The sequence below is a fragment of the Enterobacter sp. TMH.L2 genome, from assembly GCF_050847315.1.
In the GTDB taxonomy this organism is placed as follows: domain Bacteria; phylum Pseudomonadota; class Gammaproteobacteria; order Enterobacterales; family Enterobacteriaceae; genus Cedecea.
The window spans coordinates 545422-565996 of the sequence record NZ_CP193791.1; the positions used below are offsets into that span (position 1 = coordinate 545422).

The window sequence follows — 20575 nt, forward strand, 5'->3', positions numbered from 1 at the left end:
GGAGAGCATTATGACCGTGCATTTAGGCATTAACCCGCTGACCTGGACCAATGACGATCTGCCTTCTTTGGGCGCCGACACGCCGCTGGACACCTGCCTGAGCGAAGGAAAAGAGGCCGGGTTTGAAGGTTTTGAACTGGGGAATAAATTCCCGCGAGAGGCCGGCGTGCTGGGGCCGATTCTCGATAAGCATGATTTGAAGCTGGTCTCCGGCTGGTATTCTGGCCGTTTGCTTGAGCGCTCCGTTGAGCAGGAAATTGAGGCCGTGCAGCCGCACCTGACGCTGCTGCGCGAGCTGGGGGCGAAGGTGTTGGTATTTGCCGAAGTCACCCACTGCATTCACGGGGAGCAGCAAACTCCGGTGCATTTACGGCCCCGTTTCCCTGCCGAACGCTGGCAGGAGTACGGCGAAAAGCTTACGGCGTTCGCCCGTTATACCCAGCAGCAGGGCGTGCAAATTGCCTATCACCACCATATGGGAACGGTGATTGAGAGCGCGGATGACGTGAATAATTTGATGGTTCACACCGGGCCGGAAGTCGGGCTGCTGCTGGACACCGGGCATCTGACTTTTGCGGGGGCCGATCCGCTGGCGGTGGCCGAGCGCTGGATCTCGCGCATTAACCACGTGCATTGCAAAGATGTGCGCGCTGGCGTGCTGGCGGACGTGAAAAACCGCAAAACCAGCTTCCTGGATGCGGTCCTGAGCGGCGTATTTACCGTGCCGGGCGACGGCTGCGTGAACTACCCGCCGATCATGGCGCTGCTGAAAAAGCATGGCTATCAGGGCTGGCTGGTAGTTGAGGCTGAGCAGGATCCGGCGGTGGCACACCCGATGACCTACGCGCGGCTGGGCTACGCTAATTTGAGCCGTTTTGCTCGCGAAGCCGGGCTGATTTAAGGAGGGAGCATGGCCGAATTACTTTCCCGCTGGCAGCGGCCGGACGCGCAGGGGCAGACGCAGTGCGTCACGCCGGAAAACGCGGGCTGGGGCTACGTGGGATTCGCCGCTTATCAGCTTCAGGAAGGGCAGGTTCTGGAACTGCCCGCCGTGGAGGAAGAGCGTTGCCTGGTGCTGGTCGCAGGACGTGCGACGGTGGACACGCCGCTCGCTCGCTTCCCTGAAATAGGCGACCGCATGAGCCCGTTTGAGCGCCGTAAACCCTGGGCCGTGTACGTGACGTCCGGCGAGACGGTTAAGGTTCTGGCGCTCACCGCGCTCGAACTGGCCGTTTGCTCCGCGCCGGGTAAAGGGACTTACGCCACGCGACTGATTGCCCCGCAGGATATTGATGCCGAGGCGCGCGGCAAAGGCCACAACCAGCGCTATGTCCACAATATTCTGCCGGAGGATAAGCCCGCCGACAGCCTGCTGGTGGTGGAGGTGTATACCAACGAGGGCTGCACCAGCTCGTACCCGAGCCACAAGCACGACACCGATAATCCGCCCAACGAAACCTATCTCGAAGAGACTTATTATCACCGCCTCAACCCGCCGCAGGGGTTCTGTCTGCAGCGTGTGTATACCGATGACCGCTCGTTGGATGAGTGCATGGCGGTGTACGACAAAGACGTGGTGAAAGTGCCGAAAGGCTACCACCCGGTGGCGACGGTGGCCGGATACGACAGCTATTATTTGAACGTGATGGCGGGGCCGGTACGCAAGTGGATGTTTACCTGGGAGAAAGATCACGCCTGGGTTAACGGCAGCGAGTACGGGAACAAATAAACTGGCTGAGTCACTTTTTAACAAAGGCTGCCCGCTGAGGCAGCCTTTTTCTTTGGGCCCCGACCTGCCGGAATATGTCTGTTTAAACGAAGCGCGACTGCACAAAACCGTTGGCAGAGGTGTATGATAACGGCTTCTCTGTCAGGTTAATTTTAACGTGCAGACGACAATCCGCGTGACCTTTGCCGCCTGCCTGATTTAGGTTGGACACATGCATACAGGAACACCAGACAACGATTCGCCCTTTGGTACACTTCTGGGCTATGCGCCGGGTGGCGTAGCGATTTACTCCTCTAATTACGGCAGCCTCGACCCGAAAAATTACCCCGAAGACGCGGAGTTTCGCAGCTACATCGGCAACGAATACATGGGCCACAAATGGCAGTGCGTGGAGTTTGCCCGCCGCTTTCTCTTCTTAAACTACGGCTTTGTCTTCACCGACGTTCACATGGCGTGGGAAATCTTCTCGCTGCGATTTTTACGTCAGGTGGTGAACGACAATATTCTGCCGCTGCAGGCCTTTGCGAATGGCTCAAAACGAGCGCCGGAGGCGGGCGCGTTGCTTATCTGGCAGAAGGGCGGCGAATTTCATGAAACCGGCCATGTCGCGGTGATCACTCAGCTTATCGGCAACAAAGTGCGCATCGCCGAGCAGAACGTGATTCATGCGCCGTTACCCGTCGGGCAGCAGTGGACGCGCGAGCTAACCCTGGTTGAGCGCGACGGTCACTACACGCTGCAGGATACGTTTGCCGACACGTCGATTCTTGGCTGGATGATTCAAACTGAAGAGACGACCGACAGCGAGCCGCAGCCGGAAATCGGCGGTGAAGCGCTAAAAATTGGTGGGGCTCGCCTGGCCAATAAGCGCCAGTTCGACGGCAAATGGCTGAATGAAAAAGATGAACTCCAACTGGCCTATATACAGGCCAATGGCCACATTATTAATAAAGATCCTTGCCAGTATTTCACTATTACCGAAAGCGCCGAGCAGGAACTGATCAAGGCCACCAACGAGCTACACCTGATGTACCTGCACGCCACGGATAAAGTGCTGAAAGACGACAGTCTTCTGGCACTCTTTGATATTCCCAAAATTCTCTGGCCGCGTCTGAGGCTTTCCTGGCAATGGCGCCGCCACCAGATGGTCAGCGGCCGCATGGATTTTTGCATGGATGAGCGCGGGCTGAAGGTGTACGAATACAACGCCGATTCAGCCTCCTGCCACACCGAAAGTGGGCTTATCCTTGAGGAGTGGGTTAAGACGGGATACCGGGGAACCGGGCATAATCCGGCGGAAGGGTTGCTGGAAGAGCTTACCGGAGCCTGGAAGCACAGCAGCGCCCGGCCGTTTGTCCATATTATGCAGGACAATGACGCCGAGGAGGATTACCACGCGTTGTTTATGCAGCGTTCGCTGATGCAGGCCGGGTTTGACACCAAAATATTGCACGGCCTGGGCGAGTTGAGCTGGGACAGCGCCGGGCAGCTTATTGATAATGACGGCCGGGCGGTGAACTGTGTCTGGAAAACCTGGGCGTGGGAAACCGCGATTGAGCAAATTCGTGAGGTTAGCGAAACCGAATATGCCGCCGTGCCGATCCGTACCGGCCATCCACAGGGAGAAGTGCGCCTGATTGACGTCTTGCTTCGCCCGGAAGTGCTGGTGTTTGAACCGCTGTGGACGGTGATCCCCGGTAATAAAGCCATTCTGCCGGTGCTCTGGCAGCTGTTCCCGAACCACCGTTACCTGCTGGATACGGATTTCGAGGTGAACAACCTGCTGTCAAAAACCGGCTACGCGGTGAAGCCAATTGCCGGGCGCTGCGGCAGCAATATCGATCTGGTCAGCCACCATGATGAACTGCTGGATAAAACCAGCGGCAAGTTCGTGGATCGCAAGAATATCTATCAGCAGCTGTGGTGCCTGCCGAAGGTGGATGGCAAGTACATCCAGGTCTGCACTTTTACCGTGGGCGGCAGCTACGGTGGCACTTGCCTGCGTGGCGATGATTCGCTGGTGATTAAAAAAGAGAGCGATATCGAGCCGCTGATTGTGGTCAAAGACAGGTAGCGGTTGATCGTACCTAAGGATGAGTTGATGGCCCGGATGTTGCTTCGATCCGGGCAAGTCGCCCGCTTATACTACGGTAGTTCATCTATTCTGTTTCGGCATAGCCTGCGCTATTTCTTATTTCTATCGTGGTTATCCATTTTATTAATCTGCGATTATTTTAATAAAATTAACGCCAGGCTGTAGATAGGGCTTCTTTGATTTTTTGTTGATGTGTTTTTTTTGTTTGCATTTTAAATATAGATAATTCAATTGATTACGGTTTTTTCTTGATGATTTTAAATTTTTATTGTCTGGGGTTGAGGCTGGATATAACATAACCGCACTGCGGTATTGATGGTGTTTATATAAAATATGCGAATCATAATTTATGTAAATGTTTTATCCGGAGAGCGTGGTTTCCTGGCGGAGGATATTACCAGGCTGGTGCGCTAAGATATCCTGGGTGGATTGAACGAAATGCAGGGATTTTGCTGTCGTAGTAATGTTGAGACAGCAGTAAAAGGGAGTTTTTGTGAGAAAAGATAAAAAAATCATTCTTGATGATAATGTTCTTAATGCTTCTAAAAAGAGAATCGATTGGGTATTCGATACCTTTGATCAGGTCTGCGTCTCTTTTTCCGGTGGAAAGGATTCCAGCGTGCTTTTTCACCTTGTGGCTGAAATCGCTCGCCGCCGGGAGCGTCAGTTTGACGTGCTGTTTATCGACTGGGAAGTTCAGTTCCAGTATACCATCGACCATGTATTGCGACTCAGGCAGCAATATGACGATATCGTTGGGCATTTTTACTGGGTCGCTTTGCCGCTAACCACGGTGAACGGGGTTTCGCAGGCTCAGCCGGAATGGATTTGCTGGGAGAAGGGCGTGGAATGGGTTCGCCAGCCGCCGGAAGACGCCATTACCGATCCAAACTTCTTCCCCTTCTATCGATATGGCATGACCTTTGAAGAGTTTATGCCAGCGTTCTCGCGCTGGCTTTCCGGCGATAAAGGTCTGGCCACGTTAACCGGTATCCGGGCCGACGAATCCCTCAACCGTTTTTTAGCGCTGGCTTCACAAAGCAAAACCCGCTATGCCGATGATAAGCCCTGGACTACGGCCAGCCGGGAGGGCAATTTTTGTGTCGCTTATCCTTTGTACGACTGGAAGGTACGGGACATCTGGATTTTTAACGGCAAATACAAAGCTGCCGGAAACCCGCTTTATGACCTGATGTATCGCGCCGGTGTCCCTATGAAAGCGATGAGGGTGTGTGAACCTTTTGGCCCGGAGGCGCGCCGTGGGCTTTGGCTCTACCATGTTCTGGAGCCGGAAACCTGGTCCCGGGTATGCATGCGCGTAGCTGGCGCCAATAGCGGCGCTATTTATGCGCACCAGAGCGGTTCTTTCTATGCCCGCAATACTAGCATCACAAAACCGAACCATTTAACCTGGCAAGAGTACGCCATGTTTTTACTGGCATCGATGCCGGAAAAAACGGCGGAGCATTACAAGAATAAAATTGCCATTTATTTAAAATGGTATAGAGAACGAGAGTTTCCAGAAAACATCCCTGATGAACAGGATAAAGATTCCGGCTCGAGAGATATACCCTCGTGGCGACGGATATGTAAGACGCTATTAAAGAATGACTTTTGGTGTCGGACGCTATCATTTAGCCCTAATAAGTCACTGCACTACGACCGGTACCTTGAAAGGATACAAAAGAAACGACAAATGTGGGGGATCCTCTGATGCTTAATACGCTATTAAAACAACTGGATAATTATCTTTCTTCCGTCGAATCGGATGAGTCAAAAGTGGCCGCAATCAATGAAGTCAAAAAAGTCATGCATCAGCACAGCCCTTTTAAAAAAGAGCCGGTTGATTGTGTCCTTTGGATTCGTGAGGGCGATATTGTGGCCAATGATTATAACCCTAACGTTATGGCACCCGTTGAACGAAGCTTGTTACAGCTTTCAATTGAGACAGATGGATTCACTCAGCCTATTGTGGTGACGCCGCTGAAAGATAAGTTTCAGGTCGTGGATGGGTTTCACCGGCATTTGGTAGGAAAAACATCGCCTGTGGCAAAAAAGAGAATTAACGGTTTTCTTCCTATTACGGTGGTAAACCTGGAATCCAGTGGCGAAGCCGAATGTATTGCCGCGACGGTGCGTCATAACCGGGCGCGTGGAAAACATCAGGTAACGGCGATGTCCGATATTGTCCGCGATCTTTCCCGTCTGGGCTGGGATGATTTGAAAATCGGATCAGAATTGGGGATGGACGCTGATGAAGTGCTGCGCCTGAAGCAGATTAGCGGCCTGTCTGAGCTGTTCAGTAGCGAACAGTTTAGTGATGCGTGGACGATAAAATAGCGCGTTTTAAATAGTAAAAATAAAAACCGCTTTTGGGGGGCTTTAAGTTGTGTGTCTGGACGATAAATATTGTAGGTGCAAATGATTAATGGCGTTATAAGAGTCTTAATTAATGTATGTTAATGTTTTAATGAACGTATTTTGAAGTAGTTAAGCCAATTTTTGTTGAGTTTATATTTGATGGTGTTTAATGTGTTTTCAATGTTCACCATTTTCTAATGTAAGGTTTTTATGTTAAATATTAACTTGAAAAAGTTTGGCGAGAAACTTGACAAGAATAAAATTGCAAGGTTTAGAGATGAATATCTAAATAAAAAATATAGTGAACTGGAGACTAAGAGAATACTCGATGGTTGGCGGCGGCGAACCGATATAAATGGCGATCTTAAAATTATTCATACTGTTAGTAGCGTGTGTAGTATGAGTCGAGCTGGTCGAAATGTTATATCTCCATTCGAGCAACGTTCTGCTGTGTCGATCTTAAATAGTTGGGATGTTATTTCATGTTGCTGCATTGCAAAAAAAATACCGGCTCGTTTAGCGGGATGTGGTGGAGCACCGCTCGCTATTACATTGGATTTAAATGTACCTGTGCAAAATATTCTGGGCACTCACCTACAGGATGTATCATTCCCTAATTTTGCGGGTAGGGAGGGAGCTGTTCCTTCAGGAGCACTGGTCGATAGTTACGCTTTGGCAGACGCTATATTTCAAGGGAAAAATAGGCCTAATAAGCATAACTTTATAATGAATAAACCTTATAATACTTTGTTATCAGTTGAGGAAATTCACCATCATATGATGCGTCAACAAACTGCGGCCAACTACAATGAGATTATAGTCGTTGGGCGAACTGGCCTGAATATGTATTCTGGACTTCCTGCAACAGATATAATCAGATTAAATGGAATATCTTACCGTCCTTTTTATGCAGGGATCGAGGATCTTCTCTCCAGTGGACAGATCGGTCCTCAACTGATAGAGATGGTTCTTGGAGATTTAGAATTTATTAAAAAATTACTGCGAGTAAATAATCTTAAAGAATTTACTTGCTGTTGGTCGAAGCGAGGGTTATTGCGCGTAAATCCATTGAACCAGGTTATTATCAATGCTGGATTTGAGCAAAGCTCTCATTCTCCTGAGATTTTTAAATTATCAAATTATAGTTTTGCCTAATATGCATTCTCAATATTAGCCCTGAAAATTTGTATCGTGTAAAACGGGAACGTTTTTGAACAACGCTTGCGCTGGCCCCTTATGGGGTGAGTCTGAGGGATGAGACGAATACTAAAACGTCAGGAACGTTTTTGAACAGCGCTTGCGCTGGCCCCTTATGGGGTGAGTCTCAGGGATGAAACGAATACTAAAACGTCGGGAACGTTTTTGAACAGCGCTTGCGCTGGCCCCTTATGGGGTGAGTCTCAGGGATGAAACGAATACTAAAACGTCGGGAACGTTTTTGAACAGCGCTTGCGCTGGCCCCGAAGGGGTGAGTCTCAGGGATGAGACGAATAATCGACTTTCAGTTCGATGCAGAGTCCGTTTCGCCAAAAGCAAAAAACCCGCCATAGGCGGGTTCTTCTAAATAGTGGTGCCCGGACTCGGACAAAAACGTCGGGAACGTTTTTGAACAGCGCTTGCGCTGGCCCCGAAGGGGTGAGTCTCAGGGATGAGACGAATAATCGACTTTCAGTTCGATGCAGAGTCCGTTTCGCCAAAAGCAAAAAACCCGCCATAGGCGGGTTCTTCTAAATAGTGGTGCCCGGACTCGGACAAAAACGTCGGGAACGTTTTTGAACAGCGCTTGCGCTGGCCCCGAAGGGGTGAGTCTCAGGGATGAGACGAATAATCGACTTTCAGTTCGATGCAGAGTCCGTTTCGCCAAAAGCAAAAAACCCGCCATAGGCGGGTTCTTCTAAATAGTGGTGCCCGGACTCGGAATCGAACCAAGGACACGGGGATTTTCAATCCCCTGCTCTACCGACTGAGCTATCCGGGCAACGGGGCGCATTAAACCGTAAACCCCATTCCGCGTCAATGGCTTTGTTGCACGGCACGGTGCGTTTGCCTGATTTATGTGCGGGCTGTTACAGACTTCATGTTGAACCCCCTGGCAGAAGGTGCCATGATTGCGCCAGTTTTCTTATCCACTACGGGGCGCCTTGATGTTCACTCTCAATTCCCATGCATCTTTCGGGATGGTGCTCGTCCGTGCGGCTATAACCTTCCGAAGTCCCTTGCTCACCATGCGGTGAGGGCAATGCTTGCTCGCTGCAGGACATCAGTAAAATCAGGAATCTCCTGGTTTTACTGATGTCTGGCGGTCGAAGTGGATTCACACCTAAGACCTTCAGAACGCCTTCGTTGGGGAATTTTCCCTTTGCCGTGCCGGATGGCACTCACTCATCCTTGCAGACGGGGATTTGTGCTTATGAAATCACTGAAAATTGCCGCCAGCCACGACGTGGCTGCATTACTCTCAACGCATCGTGAAGTGGTCACGCTCGACGAGACCGACTTCACCGATGTGGCGGCAGTTGTCATCTCCGTTGCGGACAGCCGCAGCGGCATTCTGGCCTTGCTTAAACGCTCGGGTTTTAATTTGCCGGTGTTTATTTTTAGCGAAACCGCCGTTGACGGTTTGCCTGCGGTAACCGGCGTGATTGCCGGGAAAGCGCAGGATTTTCTGGAGCTGGAAACCGCGGCCAGCGGCTACGAAGAAGATCTGTTGCCACCGTTCTTCAACACGCTGACCAAATACGTGGCGATGGGCAACAGCACTTTTGCCTGCCCGGGGCACCAGCACGGGAAATTCTTTAAAAAACACCCGGCGGGACGGCAGTTTTATGATTTCTTTGGTGAGAACGTATTTCGTGCAGACATGTGCAACGCGGACGTTAAGCTGGGTGACCTGCTGATCCACGAAGGCTCAGCTAAGCACGCGCAGAAGTTTGCCGCGAAAGTTTTCCACGCCGACAAAACTTATTTCGTGCTTAACGGTACCTCTGCGGCGAACAAAGTGGTGACCAATGCTCTACTGACACGCGGCGATCTGGTGCTGTTTGACCGCAACAACCATAAATCAAACCACCACGGCGCACTCATCCAGGCCGGTGCTACGCCGGTTTATCTGGAAGCTTCCCGCAATCCCTTTGGCTTTATCGGCGGCATTGATGCGCACTGTTTTGATGAGAAATACCTGCGGGAGCTGATTACGGAAGTGGCACCTGAACGAGCTCAGGAGGCAAGGCCTTTCCGCCTGGCGGTGATCCAGCTCGGCACCTATGACGGCACAATTTATAACGCTCGCCAGGTGGTAGATAACATCGGCCATCTGTGCGATTACATCCTCTTTGATTCGGCCTGGGTCGGCTACGAGCAGTTTATTCCGATGATGGCGGACTGTTCGCCGCTGTTACTGGAGCTGAATGAAAACGATCCGGGGATCTTTGTCACTCAATCGGTTCACAAGCAGCAGGCCGGATTCTCCCAGACTTCGCAGATCCATAAGAAAGATAACCATCTTCGCGGTCAGGCCCGTTTTTGCCCGCACAAGCGGCTTAACAATGCTTTCATGCTGCATGCTTCAACCAGTCCGTTTTACCCGCTGTTTGCCGCGCTGGATGTAAATGCCAAGATCCACGAGGGAGAAAGTGGTCGTCGCCTGTGGGCGGAATGTGTGGCACTGGGCATTGAAGCACGCAAGGCGATTATCGCTAACTGTAAGATGATCAAACCGTTTATTCCGCCGGAAGTGGCCGGGCGGCCGTGGCAGGATCACCCCACGGAGAAGATTGCTCAGGAGCGCCGCTTCTTCAGCTTTGAACCCGGTGAGCGCTGGCACGGTTTTGAAGGTTATGCGAAGGACGAATATTTTGTCGATCCCTGCAAGCTGCTTCTAACCACGCCGGGCATCGATCCCGAAACCGGGCGCTACACCGAGTTCGGTGTGCCAGCGGCAATCCTCGCTAACTATCTGCGTGAAAACGGAATTGTGCCGGAGAAGTCGGATCTTAACTCGATCTTGTTCCTGCTTACCCCGGCGGAGAGCCACGAGAAGCTGGCTCAGTTGGTGGCCATGCTGGCGCAGTTTGAACAGCATATTGAGGACGACACGCCGCTGGCGGATGTGCTGCCCACGATTTATCAGAAATACCCGGTGCGCTACAAGGGCTACACCCTGCGCCAGCTTTGCCAGGAGATGCACGATCTGTACGTGAGTTTTGAGGTCAAAGAGCTGCAGAAGGCGATGTTCCGCAAGGAGAGCCTGCCTGCCGTGGTGGTGAACCCGCAGGACGCCAACATCGAGTTTATTCGCGGCAACGTGGAGCTGGTGCGCCTGAGCGAATCTGAAGGACGTATCGCGGCGGAAGGCGCGTTGCCTTATCCTCCGGGCGTGCTTTGCGTGGTGCCGGGTGAAGTTTGGGGCGGGGCGGCACTGCGTTACTTCCTGGCGCTGGAAGAGGGCGTGAATATGCTGCCGGGCTTCTCCCCTGAGCTGCAGGGCGTGTACAGCGAGACGGATTCGGACGGCATTAAGCGGCTGTACGGCTACATGCTGAAGTAAGAGGGAATAGCCCCTCACCCCAGCCCTCTCCCCAAGGGGGCGAGGGAGGAAAGAAGGGTGAAGAAGTGTATTCCCGGAAAGTCCCCTCTCCCTTTTAGGGAGAGGGTTAGGGAGAGGGTAAATTACCGCCGGCGATAGCTCTTCTGGGCGTTATTCACTTTGTACAGGTAACGACGAGACTCTGCGGACGGATGTCGCGTGGTCAACGTTTGATAGACATCGCCCGGCGCCATGCTGTTAATCAGGCTAAACGCCTGCATCTTATCGTTAGAGAACACCCGCAGCACGCTGCCCGCGCCGCCGTTATAGGCCGTAATCACCGCATAGCGACGTGACGTTGGGTTATCAATCTGCCCCAGATAGCTGTTCTGCAAAATCGCCAGATAGGCCGTGCCGGTATCAATGTTGCTTTCCGGGTCGAACAGGAAGCTGCGGCTTGGTTTGCCCCATTTCCCCTGCGCCTTAAACACGTCAACCCCGGCGCTGTGCTGAACAACCTGCATCAGGCCCAGTGCATCCGCGTGGCTTACCGCATACGGGTTGAAGCTGGATTCCGTCTGCATGATGGCCAGAATCAGTGACTCGTCCACGCCGTATTTCTTCGACGCTTTACGCACCATACCGATGTATTTATGTGCTCGTTTGTCGAGGTGGTTAGGCACAAGATTGATGGTCACGCTATAGACGATTTTCAGCCCAGTACTGCGCTTTTGCAGGCGCGTTTGCAGCAGGTAGTCGGCAAACTTCGTCGCACGGCCTTCCCAGCGAATGGGCTGGCCGGTGTTATCCACGACCTGCCCGTAAAGGAACGGCTCTTTGGAGATCTGGACGTCGTTGGCATCGGAATAGAGATCTATTGAGCCAGGATCGTCTCCCATCAGCAGGGTGGTAATGATGGCCTGGCGCAGGTGCGCGGCAGGATCGGTGCCCGCGATGGTCTCAACGGTGATGGTACCTTCATCAAAGTTGATATGGCTACGCGTCAGATATTGGTCGGTGTATTTGACGTAATCTTTCGGGCCTGCGATCAGGACCTCTTTCATACCCCAGATATTTTCGATGTTGTTGGCAAATTGCCCCATCAAAATATCAAACCCGTTGGTGTCCTTTACGTAGGCTTCGTTAAAAGCGTCATCGCCTTTTTTACTGGAACAGGAGATCAGCAACGGGGCCACGAGAGCCAGCGCGAGAAGTTTTTTCATCATTCCGTGTATGCGTGTTGTGTTTGCAAAAAGGTGCCGACGATTACTGTTTTTCTGGCGGGGTGAAGCCTTCGATATGGACTTCTTTCCCTTCAAACAGGAAATTGACCATCTCGTTTTCCAGCTCTTTGCGGTGTTCCGGGTTCATCATGCTCATCTTTCTTTCATTGATCAGCATGGTCTGCTTGGACTGCCACTGCGCCCAGGCTTCTTTGGAGATTTCGTTGTAGATCCGCTTGCCCAGTTCGCCCGGGTACAGCTGGAAATCCTGGCCTTCAGCGTCGCGCTGCAGGTAAGTACAAAAAATCGTTCTGCTCATGATTATTCCTCTTCTTCGGCACGAACGGGCGCTAAGGCAACCGGTTCGGCTCGTAATTGTTGTAGCAGGCGTTCCACGGGAGCCGCCAGCCCGACAGACGGTGGCTGGCCTAAGTTATACCAGAGAGCGGGGCCTTCATCCATGCAGCTGTCCATGGACGACACCGGAAGCCACATCGGCACAATGTCTAAGTGGAAATGGCTAAAAGTGTGGCGGAAAGCCGTTAACTGCGTGAGATTATCTGCCGGAATACCTCTCTGCTCCAGCCAGCGATGTAATTCCTGTTCTTCAGCGAACTGTGGGAAGCAGAATAGGCCTCCCCATAGCCCGACCGCCGGACGCTGCGCCAGGAAGACTTCATCGCCATGCTGCATCATCAGCATATAGCCGGTGCGTTCAGGCAGCGTCACTTTAGGCTTCTTGCCGGGATAGTTCGCCCAGCTGTGGTTGGCATAGGCCACGCAGCCGTTGTTCAGCGGGCAAAGCTCGCATTTTGGCTTTGAGCGGGTGCAGACCATGGCCCCGAGGTCCATCATCGCCTGATTAAACTGGCTAACGCCCTGTGCAGGGGTTACGCGTTCGCTGATTTCCCAGAGGCGGTTTTCAACCTCTTTTTTGCCCGGCCAGCCGGAAACGGCATAGCAACGGGCGAGCACGCGCTTTACGTTGCCATCGAGAATCGGGAAGTGTTTACCCAACGAAAGAGACAGAATCGCGCCTGCGGTTGAGCGCCCGACGCCAGGCAGGTCGGCCACTTCGTCATACGTTTCAGGGAAAACGCCACCGTGTTTATTGGCAACCTGCTTAGCGGCTTTATGCAGATTGCGCGCACGAGCGTAATAGCCCAGCCCCGTCCACAGGTGCAGCACTTCGTCCAGCGGGGCGTTCGCCAGGTCGGTCACGGTGGGGAAACGCGCCATAAAGCGCTCAAAATAAGGGATGACCGTCGCGACCTGGGTTTGTTGCAACATTACCTCAGAGAGCCATACTTTATAAGGCGTTTTCTCCTGCTGCCACGGCAGGGTTTTGCGCCCATACTTGTGGTACCAGTCGAGGACTTGTTGGGCGAATTGAGGAGCTTGCATGGTCAACGCGGGATATCCGGCAAAGGTGTAATAAAGGAGCCGATTCCAGCACAGCGGCGTAAAGCTGTAAACCGGAACTTTCTGCCACTTGCTTCTCGTCCTTAACTTTGGATAATGCCCGTTTCCCGAACACTAAGCGAAGCGTTAAGAAAACCATGAAGAATGACGTCATTTCACCGGAATTTAATGAAGAAGGCCGTGTGCTGCGCCGCATCCGCAGCTTTGTCCGTCGCCAGGGGCGTCTGACAAAAGGCCAGCAGCATGCGCTGGATAACTACTGGCCGGTGATGGGCGTTGAGTTCCAGGCCGAGCCTGCCGACTTTAGCGAGATTTTTGGCCGCGAAGCGCCTGTCACGCTGGAGATCGGTTTTGGTATGGGCACTTCGCTGGTAACCATGGCACAAACCAATCCGCAGCATAACTATCTCGGTATTGAAGTGCATTCGCCGGGCGTGGGCGCCTGCCTGAGCACCGCGCATGAGGCCGGCGTGGAGAACCTCCGCGTGATGTGCCACGACGCGGTGGAAGTGCTGGAAAACATGATTCCTGACAATTCTTTGAACATGGTTCAGCTGTTTTTCCCTGATCCATGGCATAAAGCACGTCATAATAAACGCCGTATTGTTCAGGCACCGTTTGCTGACCTGGTAAAACGCAAGCTGAAGCTGGGCGGCGTGTTCCATATGGCTACCGACTGGGAACCTTATGCTGAACATATGCTCGAAGTGATGTCCTCTATCGAAGGGTATAAAAACCAGTCGGAGAGTCACGACTACGTACCGCGTCCGGACTCACGTCCGGTAACCAAATTTGAACAACGTGGCCATCGTCTTGGTCACGGCGTATGGGACTTAATGTTCGAGAGGGTGAAATAATGGCAAAGAATCGTAGCCGTCGTCTGCGTAAGAAAATGCATATCGAAGAGTTCCAGGAACTGGGCTTCTCGATTGCCTGGCGCTTCCCGGAGGGCACTTCCGAAGAGCAAATTGATAAAACCGTGGACGAGCTGATCGCCGAAGTGATCGCGCCGAACAAGCTGGCGTTTGACGGCAGCGGTTACCTGGTCTGGGAAGGTCTGGTGTGCATGGAAGAGATTGGCAAATGCACCGAAGAGCATCAGGCGCTGGTGCGTAAATGGTTAGAAGACCGCAAACTCGAAGATGTTCGCATCAGCGATCTGTTCGACGTCTGGTGGGATTAAGCTTTAGCAAAAAACAGGCTGGTTAATTAACCAGCCTTTTTTTCAGGAGCTGATTTTTCAGGAGAAAATATGATCCGTAAGGTTCTTTTAGGCGCGCTGCTGGTCACCGCCGCTTCGGCACACGCGGACTATCAGTGCAGCGTCAATCCACGTGATGACGTGGTGATTAACCCGCAGTCCGTGCAGGTTGTGGGTGAGAACGGCAATCTGGTCATCGCGCCTGACGGCAGCGTGCAATACAACGGTGTTCAGAAGACGCTGACCGCCGCACAGCGCCAGCAGGCGCTGAACTACCAGAAAGCTCTGCGCACGGATTTACCGTGGATCGATAATGGGGCTCGCTCTCGCGTAGAGAAAAGCCGCGTCGCGCTGGACGGCATTATTGCTAAACAGGTTGGGGAAAGCAGCAGCATGCGTAATCGCCTGACCAAGCTGGATGCCCAGTTAAAAGAGCAGATGAACCGGATTATTGAGCGCCGCCAGGACGGGCTGACGTTCCATTATAAAGCGGTCGATCAGGTGAGAGCCGATGGTCAGCAGTTGGTGAACCAGGCGATGGGCGGCATTCTGCAGGACAGCATTAATGAAATGGGCGCGCAGGCGGTGCTGAAAGGCGGCGGCAACCCGCTGCAGAATGTGCTGGGTAACCTGGGCGGTCTGCAAACGGCGGTTCAGAACGAATGGAATAATCAGCAGGCTGATTTTGAACAGTTCGGCCACGAGGTGTGTAACCGGGTGGTGTCGCTGGAAAATCAGCGTAAAGGGCTTGTGGGGGCGCTGAAGTAATTTTCCCCTCACCCTAACCCTCTCCCCTAAGGGGAGAGGGGATAAACCATGTTCCCTTTCGCCAGTTCTTTCCCTCAAAGAGAGAGGGAATAAGTCATGTCGCCCATCACTTGTTTTCCCCCTCTCCCTCTGGGAGAGGGCCGGGGTGAGGGTAAAAACTTACGCTTCGTCGGCTAAAAACAGCTCCAACAGGGAATTTAAAAACAGTTTCCCGTGCTCGGTTATCTGCCAGTGTTCATCCGTTTCCGTCATATAGTTTTTCGCCAGCGCCTCATCCAACTGCGGGCGAATTATCGCTTCATCTAAACCGGTATAAAGCGTGAACTCACTGCGTGGTGCGGCCTCCAGCAGGCGGAAACGGTTCATAAAGAATTCGAACGGTTTGTCTGCCTGCTCAACGTCATGCTGGCGGTCGAGGTACTTTCCTTCCATGTAGCCGCGCGGATGGCGCGTTTTCGCCGTGCGCGTAATACGCCCGTCCGGGAAGGAGATTTTGCCGTGCGCGCCGCAGCCAATCCCCAAATAGTCGCCAAAGCGCCAGTAGTTCAGGTTGTGCTGACACTGATAACCGGGCTTAGCATAGGCTGAGGTTTCGTATTGCTGGTAGCCCGCGGCGGTCAGTAGCTTATCGCCTTGCTCGAAGATATCCCACAGCGCGTCGTCGTCCGGTAACTTCGGCGGACGTGATCCAAACAGCGTGTTCGGCTCGATGGTCAACTGATACCAGGAAAGATGCGGGGGATTCAGGGCAATGGCCTGGCGCAGATCGTCCAATGCCTCTTCGAGCGACTGGTCAGGTAGGCCGTGCATCAGGTCAAGGTTAAAGCTGCGCAGCCCCAGGCCGCTTGCCAGGTTCGCGGCACGTTTGGCTTCACCCGCATCATGAATACGGCCCAGGCGCTTTAATTTGGGCTCGCTAAAGCTCTGAACGCCGATAGAAATACGATTCACACCCGCTTTCTGGTAGCCAACAAAGCGGTCGGCTTCGACCGTGCCGGGGTTGGCTTCCATGGTGATTTCTGCGTCGTCTGCCAGCTTCAGGCGTGAGCGCACGCCGTCCAGCAGCGTTTGCATGGCTTCGCTGGAGAGCAGGCTTGGCGTACCGCCACCAATGAAAATAGTCTTTACCTCACGCCCCTGAGCAAGCGCCATGTCGCGGTCGAGGTCGTGCAGCAGATGGCTCACGTATTCGTCGTGCGGCACGTCGCCTTTCAGCGCGTGGGAGTTGAAGTCACAGTACGGGCACTTCTGTACGCACCACGGGATGTGAATGTAGAGACTAAGAGGTGGCAAATTAGCCATTACGCATTGCTTCCAGTAACAGTTTCAGCGCTTGCCCACGGTGGGAGATCGCGCTCTTTTCATCGCGGGTTAGCTCCGCCGCGGTTTTACCCTCGGAAGGAACGTAGAAGATAGGATCGTAGCCAAAGCCACCTTGCCCTGCTGGCGCCTGGTTAATCACGCCCGGCCAACTACCGTGAAACACCAGCGGCGTTGGGTCTTCCGCGTGACGCATATAGACGAGCACGCAGTGGAACTGAGCCTGGCGTTTATCGTCCGGCACGTCGTTGAGCGCTTCCAGAAGCTTGTCGAGGTTCTGCCGATCGCTGGCATCCTCGCCCGCGTAGCGTGCGGAATAGATACCCGGTGCGCCGCCCAGCGCATCCACCGCCAGGCCGGAATCGTCGGCCAGCGCCGGTAGCCCGGTCACTTTAGCCGCATGGCGAGCCTTGAGAATCGCATTCTCAATAAAGGTCAGGCCGGTCTCTTCGACAGACTCTACGTTCAGCTCGGTTTGCGCGACCACATCGAAGCCAAAATCCGCCAGCAGACTGGCGAGTTCACGCACTTTACCGGCGTTACCGGTAGCTAATACGACTTTTTGCATAGTCAGTCCTGTGTTATTCGAGGGGGGCAATCAATGCCGCGACTTCCGTCGGGATCTGCTGCGGGCCGATAATTTTAACTTGTTTATGGCGACCAAGTTCGCCTTTCTCTATCACGACCTGGCCTTTCGCTACCCTGAATTGTTTGGCCAGATATTTTACCAGGTGAGCGTTGGCCTGCCCGTCTACCGGTGGTGCGGTGATGGCGACTTTTAACTCGTCGCCATGCATACCGACCAGGCTATCGCGGCTAGCCTTGGGCTGAATATACAGCCGCAGAACCAGCCCGTCAGGCTGCTGTGTCACAGCACTCAAATCGCGTACCAAAGGCCAGGGAACAGGTCCATACCGAGGTAGTTCAGCGCATAAAGAATAAGAATGACCACCATGGCGGAGAAATCAATGCCGCCCATCGCAGGCAAGATGCGGCGAATCGGCGCCATCATTGGCTCGGTCATTTGCATCAGCACGTATTCAATAGGGCTGCGGCCCTGGCTTATCCAGCTCATCAGGGAACGAACGATGATCACCCAGAACACCAGGGTACCGGCTGATTTCAGCAGCGACAGCACGCCGATGAGTAAGTTTAATGGATCGAGCGACAGCCCGCCGGACTGGATCAGCAGCAGAATAGGGAATTTCAGCGTGGTGAGTATAAATGCCACCAGCAGGGATGAGGTGTCAATAGGGCCCAGGGATGGCAGTACGCGACGAAGCGGTCCGACAACGGGCTGGGTAACTTTAACGATGAACTGGGCAAACGGGTTGTAGAAATCACAGCGCGCCCACTGCATCCAGATACGGATAAGCAGCACCATTACGTAAAGCTCAATCAGGGTTTTGACCAGGAAAGTCAACGTAAGCATGGTTTTCCTCAAAAATGATGGTGATTAACGAGCGGGATAATCCCGCGCGCCGAAAATAGCGGTTCCAATGCGCACCATGGTGCTGCCTGCGGCAATCGCGGCTTCCATGTCATCGGTCATGCCGAGAGATAATGTATCGATCGTGGTAAAGCGGGCTTTGAGTGCATTACAGGCCTCTGCCATTTTGCGGCAAACGGTAAGTTGGCGCTCGTAATCCGGTTCTGGCGCAGGGATGGCCATCAGGCCTCGCAGCGTCAGTCCCGGTAAGGCCGCCACTTCGGCAGCTAACTGCTCCAGCTCACTCAGCGCGATGCCGGACTTACTGTTTTCGTCGCTGATATTAATTTGAATCAGTACGTTTAGCGGCGGCAACGTCGACGGGCGTTGTTCGCTCAGTCTGCTGGCAATTTTCAGCCGATCGACGGTATGGCACCAGTCAAAATTCTCCGCCACAAGGCGGCTTTTATTCGACTGCAGCGGCCCGATAAAGTGCCACTCCAGCCCTGTTACACCTTGTTCAGCAAAGTGGTGAATCTTATCCACGCCTTCCTGCACATAGTTTTCGCCAAAGGCGCGTTGCCCGGCAGCAATCGCTTCTGCGAGGGCGCTCGCAGGCTTGGTTTTGCTGACTGCAAGCAGAGTCACTTCTTCGGGGCTTCTGCCGCAACGTGCCGCAGCGGCTGAGATTTTCCCATGTACCTGTGCCAGATTGTGCGCTATCTCATTCATGATCGTTGGAAGTGATATGGATATCGAAGAAATTGTGGCCCTTAGTGTAAAGCATAATGTCTCCGATCTACACCTGTGCGCGCGCCAGGCGGCACGCTGGCGAAAGTGTGGCAGGCTGGAAGCGTGCCCGGAGAAGGTGCCGGAAGTCGAAGAGGTTCTCAACGGATGGTTAAATGAGGAGCAAAAGTTGCAGCTTAGTCGCGCCGGCCAGCTCGATTTTTCCCTCACGCTCGCGAACGGCATCAGGCTACGTGGCAATGCTTTTCTCCATCAGGAAGGTTATTCGCTGGCGCTTAGATTACTCGCATCTTCTTGCCCGGATCTGCATACGCTTGGCGCACCCTCCCAACTGAAGGCGCTTTTACGGGAAAGTGAAGGGCTGATACTGGTGACAGGTGCTACCGGGAGCGGGAAGTCTACAACCCTTGCCGCGATGATTCAGCATCTCAATCAGCATCTTGACGGCCATGTGCTAACGCTTGAAGACCCCATCGAATTTATTCACGCCTCTGGCCGCTGCCTGATTCAGCAGCGCGAGCCCGGTCTGCACTGTGAAAGCTATGCAGCAGCGCTAAAAGCCGCTTTAAGGGAAGATCCGGACGTCATCCTGCTGGGCGAGCTCAGGGATAGCGAGACGGTTGGCCTGGCGCTGACCGCGGCAGAAACAGGGCATTTGGTTCTGGCGACATTGCACACACGCGGTGCTGCTCAGGCGGTAGAAAGGCTGGTGGACGTGTTCCCTGCTCAGGAGAAAAGCCTGATTCAAACTCAGCTTGCCGGAAGCCTGAAAGCGGTGCTGGCACAAAAGCTTGTACCGGCGACTGACGGTGGCCGGGTGGCGCTGTACGAACTCTTGGTCAATACCCCGGCTGTGGCAAATTTGATTCGTGAGGGGAAGACGCATCAACTGCCTGGCGTGCTGCAAACCGGCCAGCAGCATGGCATGCAAAGCTTTGCCCAGAGCGAGGCGCTGCTGCTGCGTGAAGGTAGGATTGCTGGAAACGATCGGGCAGCCAGCGGGCCATGGGAGGCGACGTTTTGAACGCTTTTATTGCCGTGATGTGTATTTGTGTGTATATTATCCATCATTCAGGGAGAGCATGATGACCTCTGCTGAGCTGATAAAGGAATTGAGGGCCACGGGGTGCGAACCCGTCAGGCGTTCCGGGGGTAGCCACTGGATCTGGTGGTCACCTACAACCGGAAAAACGTTCCCCGTTCCGCATCCCAAAAAGGATTTGCCCGTCGGTACCGTCAAATCCATTCGTAAAATGGCAGGCATTTAGCCTGTCGCTGCCGGAGGTTGATGATGTTTTTTTCCGTTGGTGTGGAATTACCCGCAACTGAAAACGAAGCGTTTGGCCTGGTCGTGCCCGCGCTATGCAATGATGAATTTGGCTGCGTATCGGCCGCAGACAGTCAGGCGGATATCGCCCCGATGGTGCAGGATGCGGTGCTGTCGATTGTGGATTTAATGGTGGAGAGCGGCAAAGACATTACTCAACTGTGTGATGCGGGGCCTTTTGCTTATGCCGCAGACCCGGAGTACGGCTACTGCCAGCAATGGCTGCTGGTTGATGTGGATTTATCCGCGCTGGAAGGAAAGCAGCAGCGGCTAAACATCATGCTGCCAGACGCGCTGCTGCGGCGTATTGATTCCCGGGTAAAACAGCCCTCTTCAGGCTACCGGGACCGCAGCCATTTTTTGGCGATTGCCGCAAGGCATGAACTGCTGAACGCAGGGAACGACGCGCCCGGCAGTTAAGTCCT

Annotated in this window: 21 protein-coding genes and 1 tRNA gene; 13 read left to right on the forward strand and 9 right to left on the reverse strand. The window is 53.4% G+C overall.

The genetic code is table 11. The features are described from left to right. The first annotated feature begins 10 nt into the window (after window positions 1-10). From iolE to ACREYP_RS02735, 6 genes are all read left to right on the forward strand, one after another. On the forward strand, window positions 11-901 hold the full coding sequence (gene iolE / locus ACREYP_RS02710) for a myo-inosose-2 dehydratase (protein ID WP_008457033.1): 891 nt from the start codon (window positions 11-13) through the stop codon (window positions 899-901). A gap of 9 nt (window positions 902-910) precedes the next feature. Then, window positions 911-1729 carry a 5-deoxy-glucuronate isomerase gene (gene iolB, locus ACREYP_RS02715; protein WP_008457035.1) on the forward strand — a complete coding sequence of 273 codons (819 nt, stop codon included), beginning with the start codon at window positions 911-913 and terminating at the stop codon, window positions 1727-1729. Window positions 1730-1940: 211 nt separating this feature from the next. Beyond that, entirely contained in the window at window positions 1941-3803 is a 1863-nt protein-coding gene (gene gss, locus ACREYP_RS02720; RefSeq protein ID WP_336818890.1) for a bifunctional glutathionylspermidine amidase/synthase, read from the forward strand. A 514-nt stretch (window positions 3804-4317) separates the two neighbouring features. Next, a complete protein-coding gene (locus ACREYP_RS02725) occupies window positions 4318-5538 on the forward strand; it encodes a phosphoadenosine phosphosulfate reductase (protein WP_336818891.1) in 1221 nt (406 codons plus the stop codon). Further along, the gene (locus ACREYP_RS02730) at window positions 5538-6164 is read left to right on the forward strand and encodes an IbrB-like domain-containing protein (protein WP_336818892.1); all 627 of its coding nucleotides are present in this window, start codon (window positions 5538-5540) and stop codon (window positions 6162-6164) included. Before ACREYP_RS02725 ends, ACREYP_RS02730 begins: the two co-directional genes overlap by 1 nt. Window positions 6165-6395: 231 nt before the next feature. Next, the gene (locus ACREYP_RS02735) at window positions 6396-7340 is read left to right on the forward strand and encodes a hypothetical protein (RefSeq protein WP_008457044.1); all 945 of its coding nucleotides are present in this window, start codon (window positions 6396-6398) and stop codon (window positions 7338-7340) included. A 747-nt stretch (window positions 7341-8087) separates the two neighbouring features. Here ACREYP_RS02735 and ACREYP_RS02740 read toward each other — a convergent pair. Beyond that, a tRNA-Phe gene (locus tag ACREYP_RS02740) sits at window positions 8088-8163 on the reverse strand. A gap of 432 nt (window positions 8164-8595) precedes the next feature. On the opposite strand from ACREYP_RS02740, the gene ACREYP_RS02745 reads away from it, so the two are divergent. Beyond that, window positions 8596-10731, forward strand: a complete 2136-nt coding sequence (locus ACREYP_RS02745) for an ornithine decarboxylase (RefSeq protein ID WP_008461526.1) — start codon at window positions 8596-8598, stop codon at window positions 10729-10731. Window positions 10732-10853: 122 nt separating this feature from the next. Here ACREYP_RS02745 and mltC read toward each other — a convergent pair whose 3' ends face one another. The 3 genes from mltC to mutY are packed head-to-tail and all read right to left on the reverse strand — an operon-like array spanning window position 10854 to window position 13337. Then, a complete protein-coding gene (gene mltC / locus ACREYP_RS02750) occupies window positions 10854-11933 on the reverse strand; it encodes a membrane-bound lytic murein transglycosylase MltC (RefSeq protein WP_008461527.1) in 1080 nt (359 codons plus the stop codon). A gap of 43 nt (window positions 11934-11976) precedes the next feature. Further along, complete coding sequence (locus ACREYP_RS02755) at window positions 11977-12252, reverse strand: oxidative damage protection protein (RefSeq protein ID WP_008461529.1); 276 nt, start codon at window positions 12250-12252, stop codon at window positions 11977-11979. A gap of 2 nt (window positions 12253-12254) precedes the next feature. After that, window positions 12255-13337 carry an A/G-specific adenine glycosylase gene (mutY, locus tag ACREYP_RS02760; protein ID WP_336819450.1) on the reverse strand — a complete coding sequence of 361 codons (1083 nt, stop codon included), beginning with the start codon at window positions 13335-13337 and terminating at the stop codon, window positions 12255-12257. A 155-nt stretch (window positions 13338-13492) separates the two neighbouring features. On the opposite strand from mutY, the gene trmB reads away from it, so the two are divergent. From trmB to ACREYP_RS02775, 3 genes are all read left to right on the forward strand, one after another. Further along, window positions 13493-14212, forward strand: coding sequence for a tRNA (guanosine(46)-N7)-methyltransferase TrmB (gene trmB / locus ACREYP_RS02765; RefSeq protein ID WP_166868480.1), 720 nt, complete (start codon window positions 13493-13495; stop codon window positions 14210-14212). Then, entirely contained in the window at window positions 14212-14538 is a 327-nt protein-coding gene (locus ACREYP_RS02770) for a YggL family protein (protein ID WP_008461534.1), read from the forward strand. The genes trmB and ACREYP_RS02770 overlap by 1 nt, the downstream gene beginning before the upstream one ends. 69 nt (window positions 14539-14607) lie before the next feature. After that, window positions 14608-15324, forward strand: coding sequence for a YggN family protein (locus ACREYP_RS02775; RefSeq protein ID WP_008461536.1), 717 nt, complete (start codon window positions 14608-14610; stop codon window positions 15322-15324). Between the two features lie 159 nt (window positions 15325-15483). On the opposite strand, the gene hemW is transcribed toward ACREYP_RS02775, so the two are convergent. Genes hemW through ACREYP_RS02800 form a run of 5 tightly spaced genes read right to left on the reverse strand, consistent with a single transcriptional unit; the run spans window position 15484 to window position 18805 of the window. After that, entirely contained in the window at window positions 15484-16626 is a 1143-nt protein-coding gene (gene hemW / locus ACREYP_RS02780) for a radical SAM family heme chaperone HemW (RefSeq protein ID WP_336819448.1), read from the reverse strand. After that, on the reverse strand, window positions 16619-17212 hold the full coding sequence (locus ACREYP_RS02785; protein WP_336819446.1) for an XTP/dITP diphosphatase: 594 nt from the start codon (window positions 17210-17212) through the stop codon (window positions 16619-16621). Before ACREYP_RS02785 ends, hemW begins: the two co-directional genes overlap by 8 nt. A gap of 13 nt (window positions 17213-17225) precedes the next feature. Continuing rightward, on the reverse strand, window positions 17226-17525 hold the full coding sequence (yggU, locus tag ACREYP_RS02790; protein WP_008461542.1) for a DUF167 family protein YggU: 300 nt from the start codon (window positions 17523-17525) through the stop codon (window positions 17226-17228). Further along, entirely contained in the window at window positions 17522-18076 is a 555-nt protein-coding gene (locus tag ACREYP_RS02795) for a YggT family protein (RefSeq protein WP_008461544.1), read from the reverse strand. Before ACREYP_RS02795 ends, yggU begins: the two co-directional genes overlap by 4 nt. A gap of 24 nt (window positions 18077-18100) precedes the next feature. After that, window positions 18101-18805 carry a YggS family pyridoxal phosphate-dependent enzyme gene (locus ACREYP_RS02800; protein WP_008461545.1) on the reverse strand — a complete coding sequence of 235 codons (705 nt, stop codon included), beginning with the start codon at window positions 18803-18805 and terminating at the stop codon, window positions 18101-18103. A 16-nt stretch (window positions 18806-18821) separates the two neighbouring features. Between ACREYP_RS02800 and ACREYP_RS02805 the strand changes: the two genes are divergently transcribed. The 3 genes from ACREYP_RS02805 to ACREYP_RS02815 all read left to right on the forward strand — a co-directional run bounded on the left by ACREYP_RS02805 (window position 18822) and on the right by ACREYP_RS02815 (window position 20570). Then, entirely contained in the window at window positions 18822-19847 is a 1026-nt protein-coding gene (locus ACREYP_RS02805) for a type IV pilus twitching motility protein PilT (protein WP_336819445.1), read from the forward strand. Between the two features lie 61 nt (window positions 19848-19908). After that, a complete protein-coding gene (locus ACREYP_RS02810) occupies window positions 19909-20091 on the forward strand; it encodes a type II toxin-antitoxin system HicA family toxin (protein ID WP_166995303.1) in 183 nt (60 codons plus the stop codon). A 23-nt stretch (window positions 20092-20114) separates the two neighbouring features. After that, a complete protein-coding gene (locus ACREYP_RS02815) occupies window positions 20115-20570 on the forward strand; it encodes a type II toxin-antitoxin system HicB family antitoxin (protein WP_166995305.1) in 456 nt (151 codons plus the stop codon). The last annotated feature ends 5 nt before the right edge of the window (window positions 20571-20575 follow it).

Coding starts and splice junctions, on each gene's coding strand:
- iolE (WP_008457033.1), top strand. CDS start 11: ATGACCGTGCATTTAGGCATTAACCCGCTGACCTGGACCAATGACGAT.
- iolB (WP_008457035.1), top strand. CDS start 911: ATGGCCGAATTACTTTCCCGCTGGCAGCGGCCGGACGCGCAGGGGCAG.
- gss (WP_336818890.1), top strand. CDS start 1,941: ATGCATACAGGAACACCAGACAACGATTCGCCCTTTGGTACACTTCTG.
- ACREYP_RS02730 (WP_336818892.1), top strand. CDS start 5,538: ATGCTTAATACGCTATTAAAACAACTGGATAATTATCTTTCTTCCGTC.
- ACREYP_RS02735 (WP_008457044.1), top strand. CDS start 6,396: ATGTTAAATATTAACTTGAAAAAGTTTGGCGAGAAACTTGACAAGAAT.
- ACREYP_RS02745 (WP_008461526.1), top strand. CDS start 8,596: ATGAAATCACTGAAAATTGCCGCCAGCCACGACGTGGCTGCATTACTC.
- mltC (WP_008461527.1), bottom strand. CDS start 11,933: ATGAAAAAACTTCTCGCGCTGGCTCTCGTGGCCCCGTTGCTGATCTCC.
- ACREYP_RS02755 (WP_008461529.1), bottom strand. CDS start 12,252: ATGAGCAGAACGATTTTTTGTACTTACCTGCAGCGCGACGCTGAAGGC.
- mutY (WP_336819450.1), bottom strand. CDS start 13,337: ATGCAAGCTCCTCAATTCGCCCAACAAGTCCTCGACTGGTACCACAAG.
- trmB (WP_166868480.1), top strand. CDS start 13,493: ATGAAGAATGACGTCATTTCACCGGAATTTAATGAAGAAGGCCGTGTG.
- ACREYP_RS02770 (WP_008461534.1), top strand. CDS start 14,212: ATGGCAAAGAATCGTAGCCGTCGTCTGCGTAAGAAAATGCATATCGAA.
- ACREYP_RS02775 (WP_008461536.1), top strand. CDS start 14,608: ATGATCCGTAAGGTTCTTTTAGGCGCGCTGCTGGTCACCGCCGCTTCG.
- hemW (WP_336819448.1), bottom strand. CDS start 16,626: ATGGCTAATTTGCCACCTCTTAGTCTCTACATTCACATCCCGTGGTGC.
- ACREYP_RS02785 (WP_336819446.1), bottom strand. CDS start 17,212: ATGCAAAAAGTCGTATTAGCTACCGGTAACGCCGGTAAAGTGCGTGAA.
- ACREYP_RS02795 (WP_008461544.1), bottom strand. CDS start 18,076: ATGCTTACGTTGACTTTCCTGGTCAAAACCCTGATTGAGCTTTACGTA.
- ACREYP_RS02800 (WP_008461545.1), bottom strand. CDS start 18,805: ATGAATGAGATAGCGCACAATCTGGCACAGGTACATGGGAAAATCTCA.
- ACREYP_RS02805 (WP_336819445.1), top strand. CDS start 18,822: ATGGATATCGAAGAAATTGTGGCCCTTAGTGTAAAGCATAATGTCTCC.
- ACREYP_RS02810 (WP_166995303.1), top strand. CDS start 19,909: ATGACCTCTGCTGAGCTGATAAAGGAATTGAGGGCCACGGGGTGCGAA.
- ACREYP_RS02815 (WP_166995305.1), top strand. CDS start 20,115: ATGTTTTTTTCCGTTGGTGTGGAATTACCCGCAACTGAAAACGAAGCG.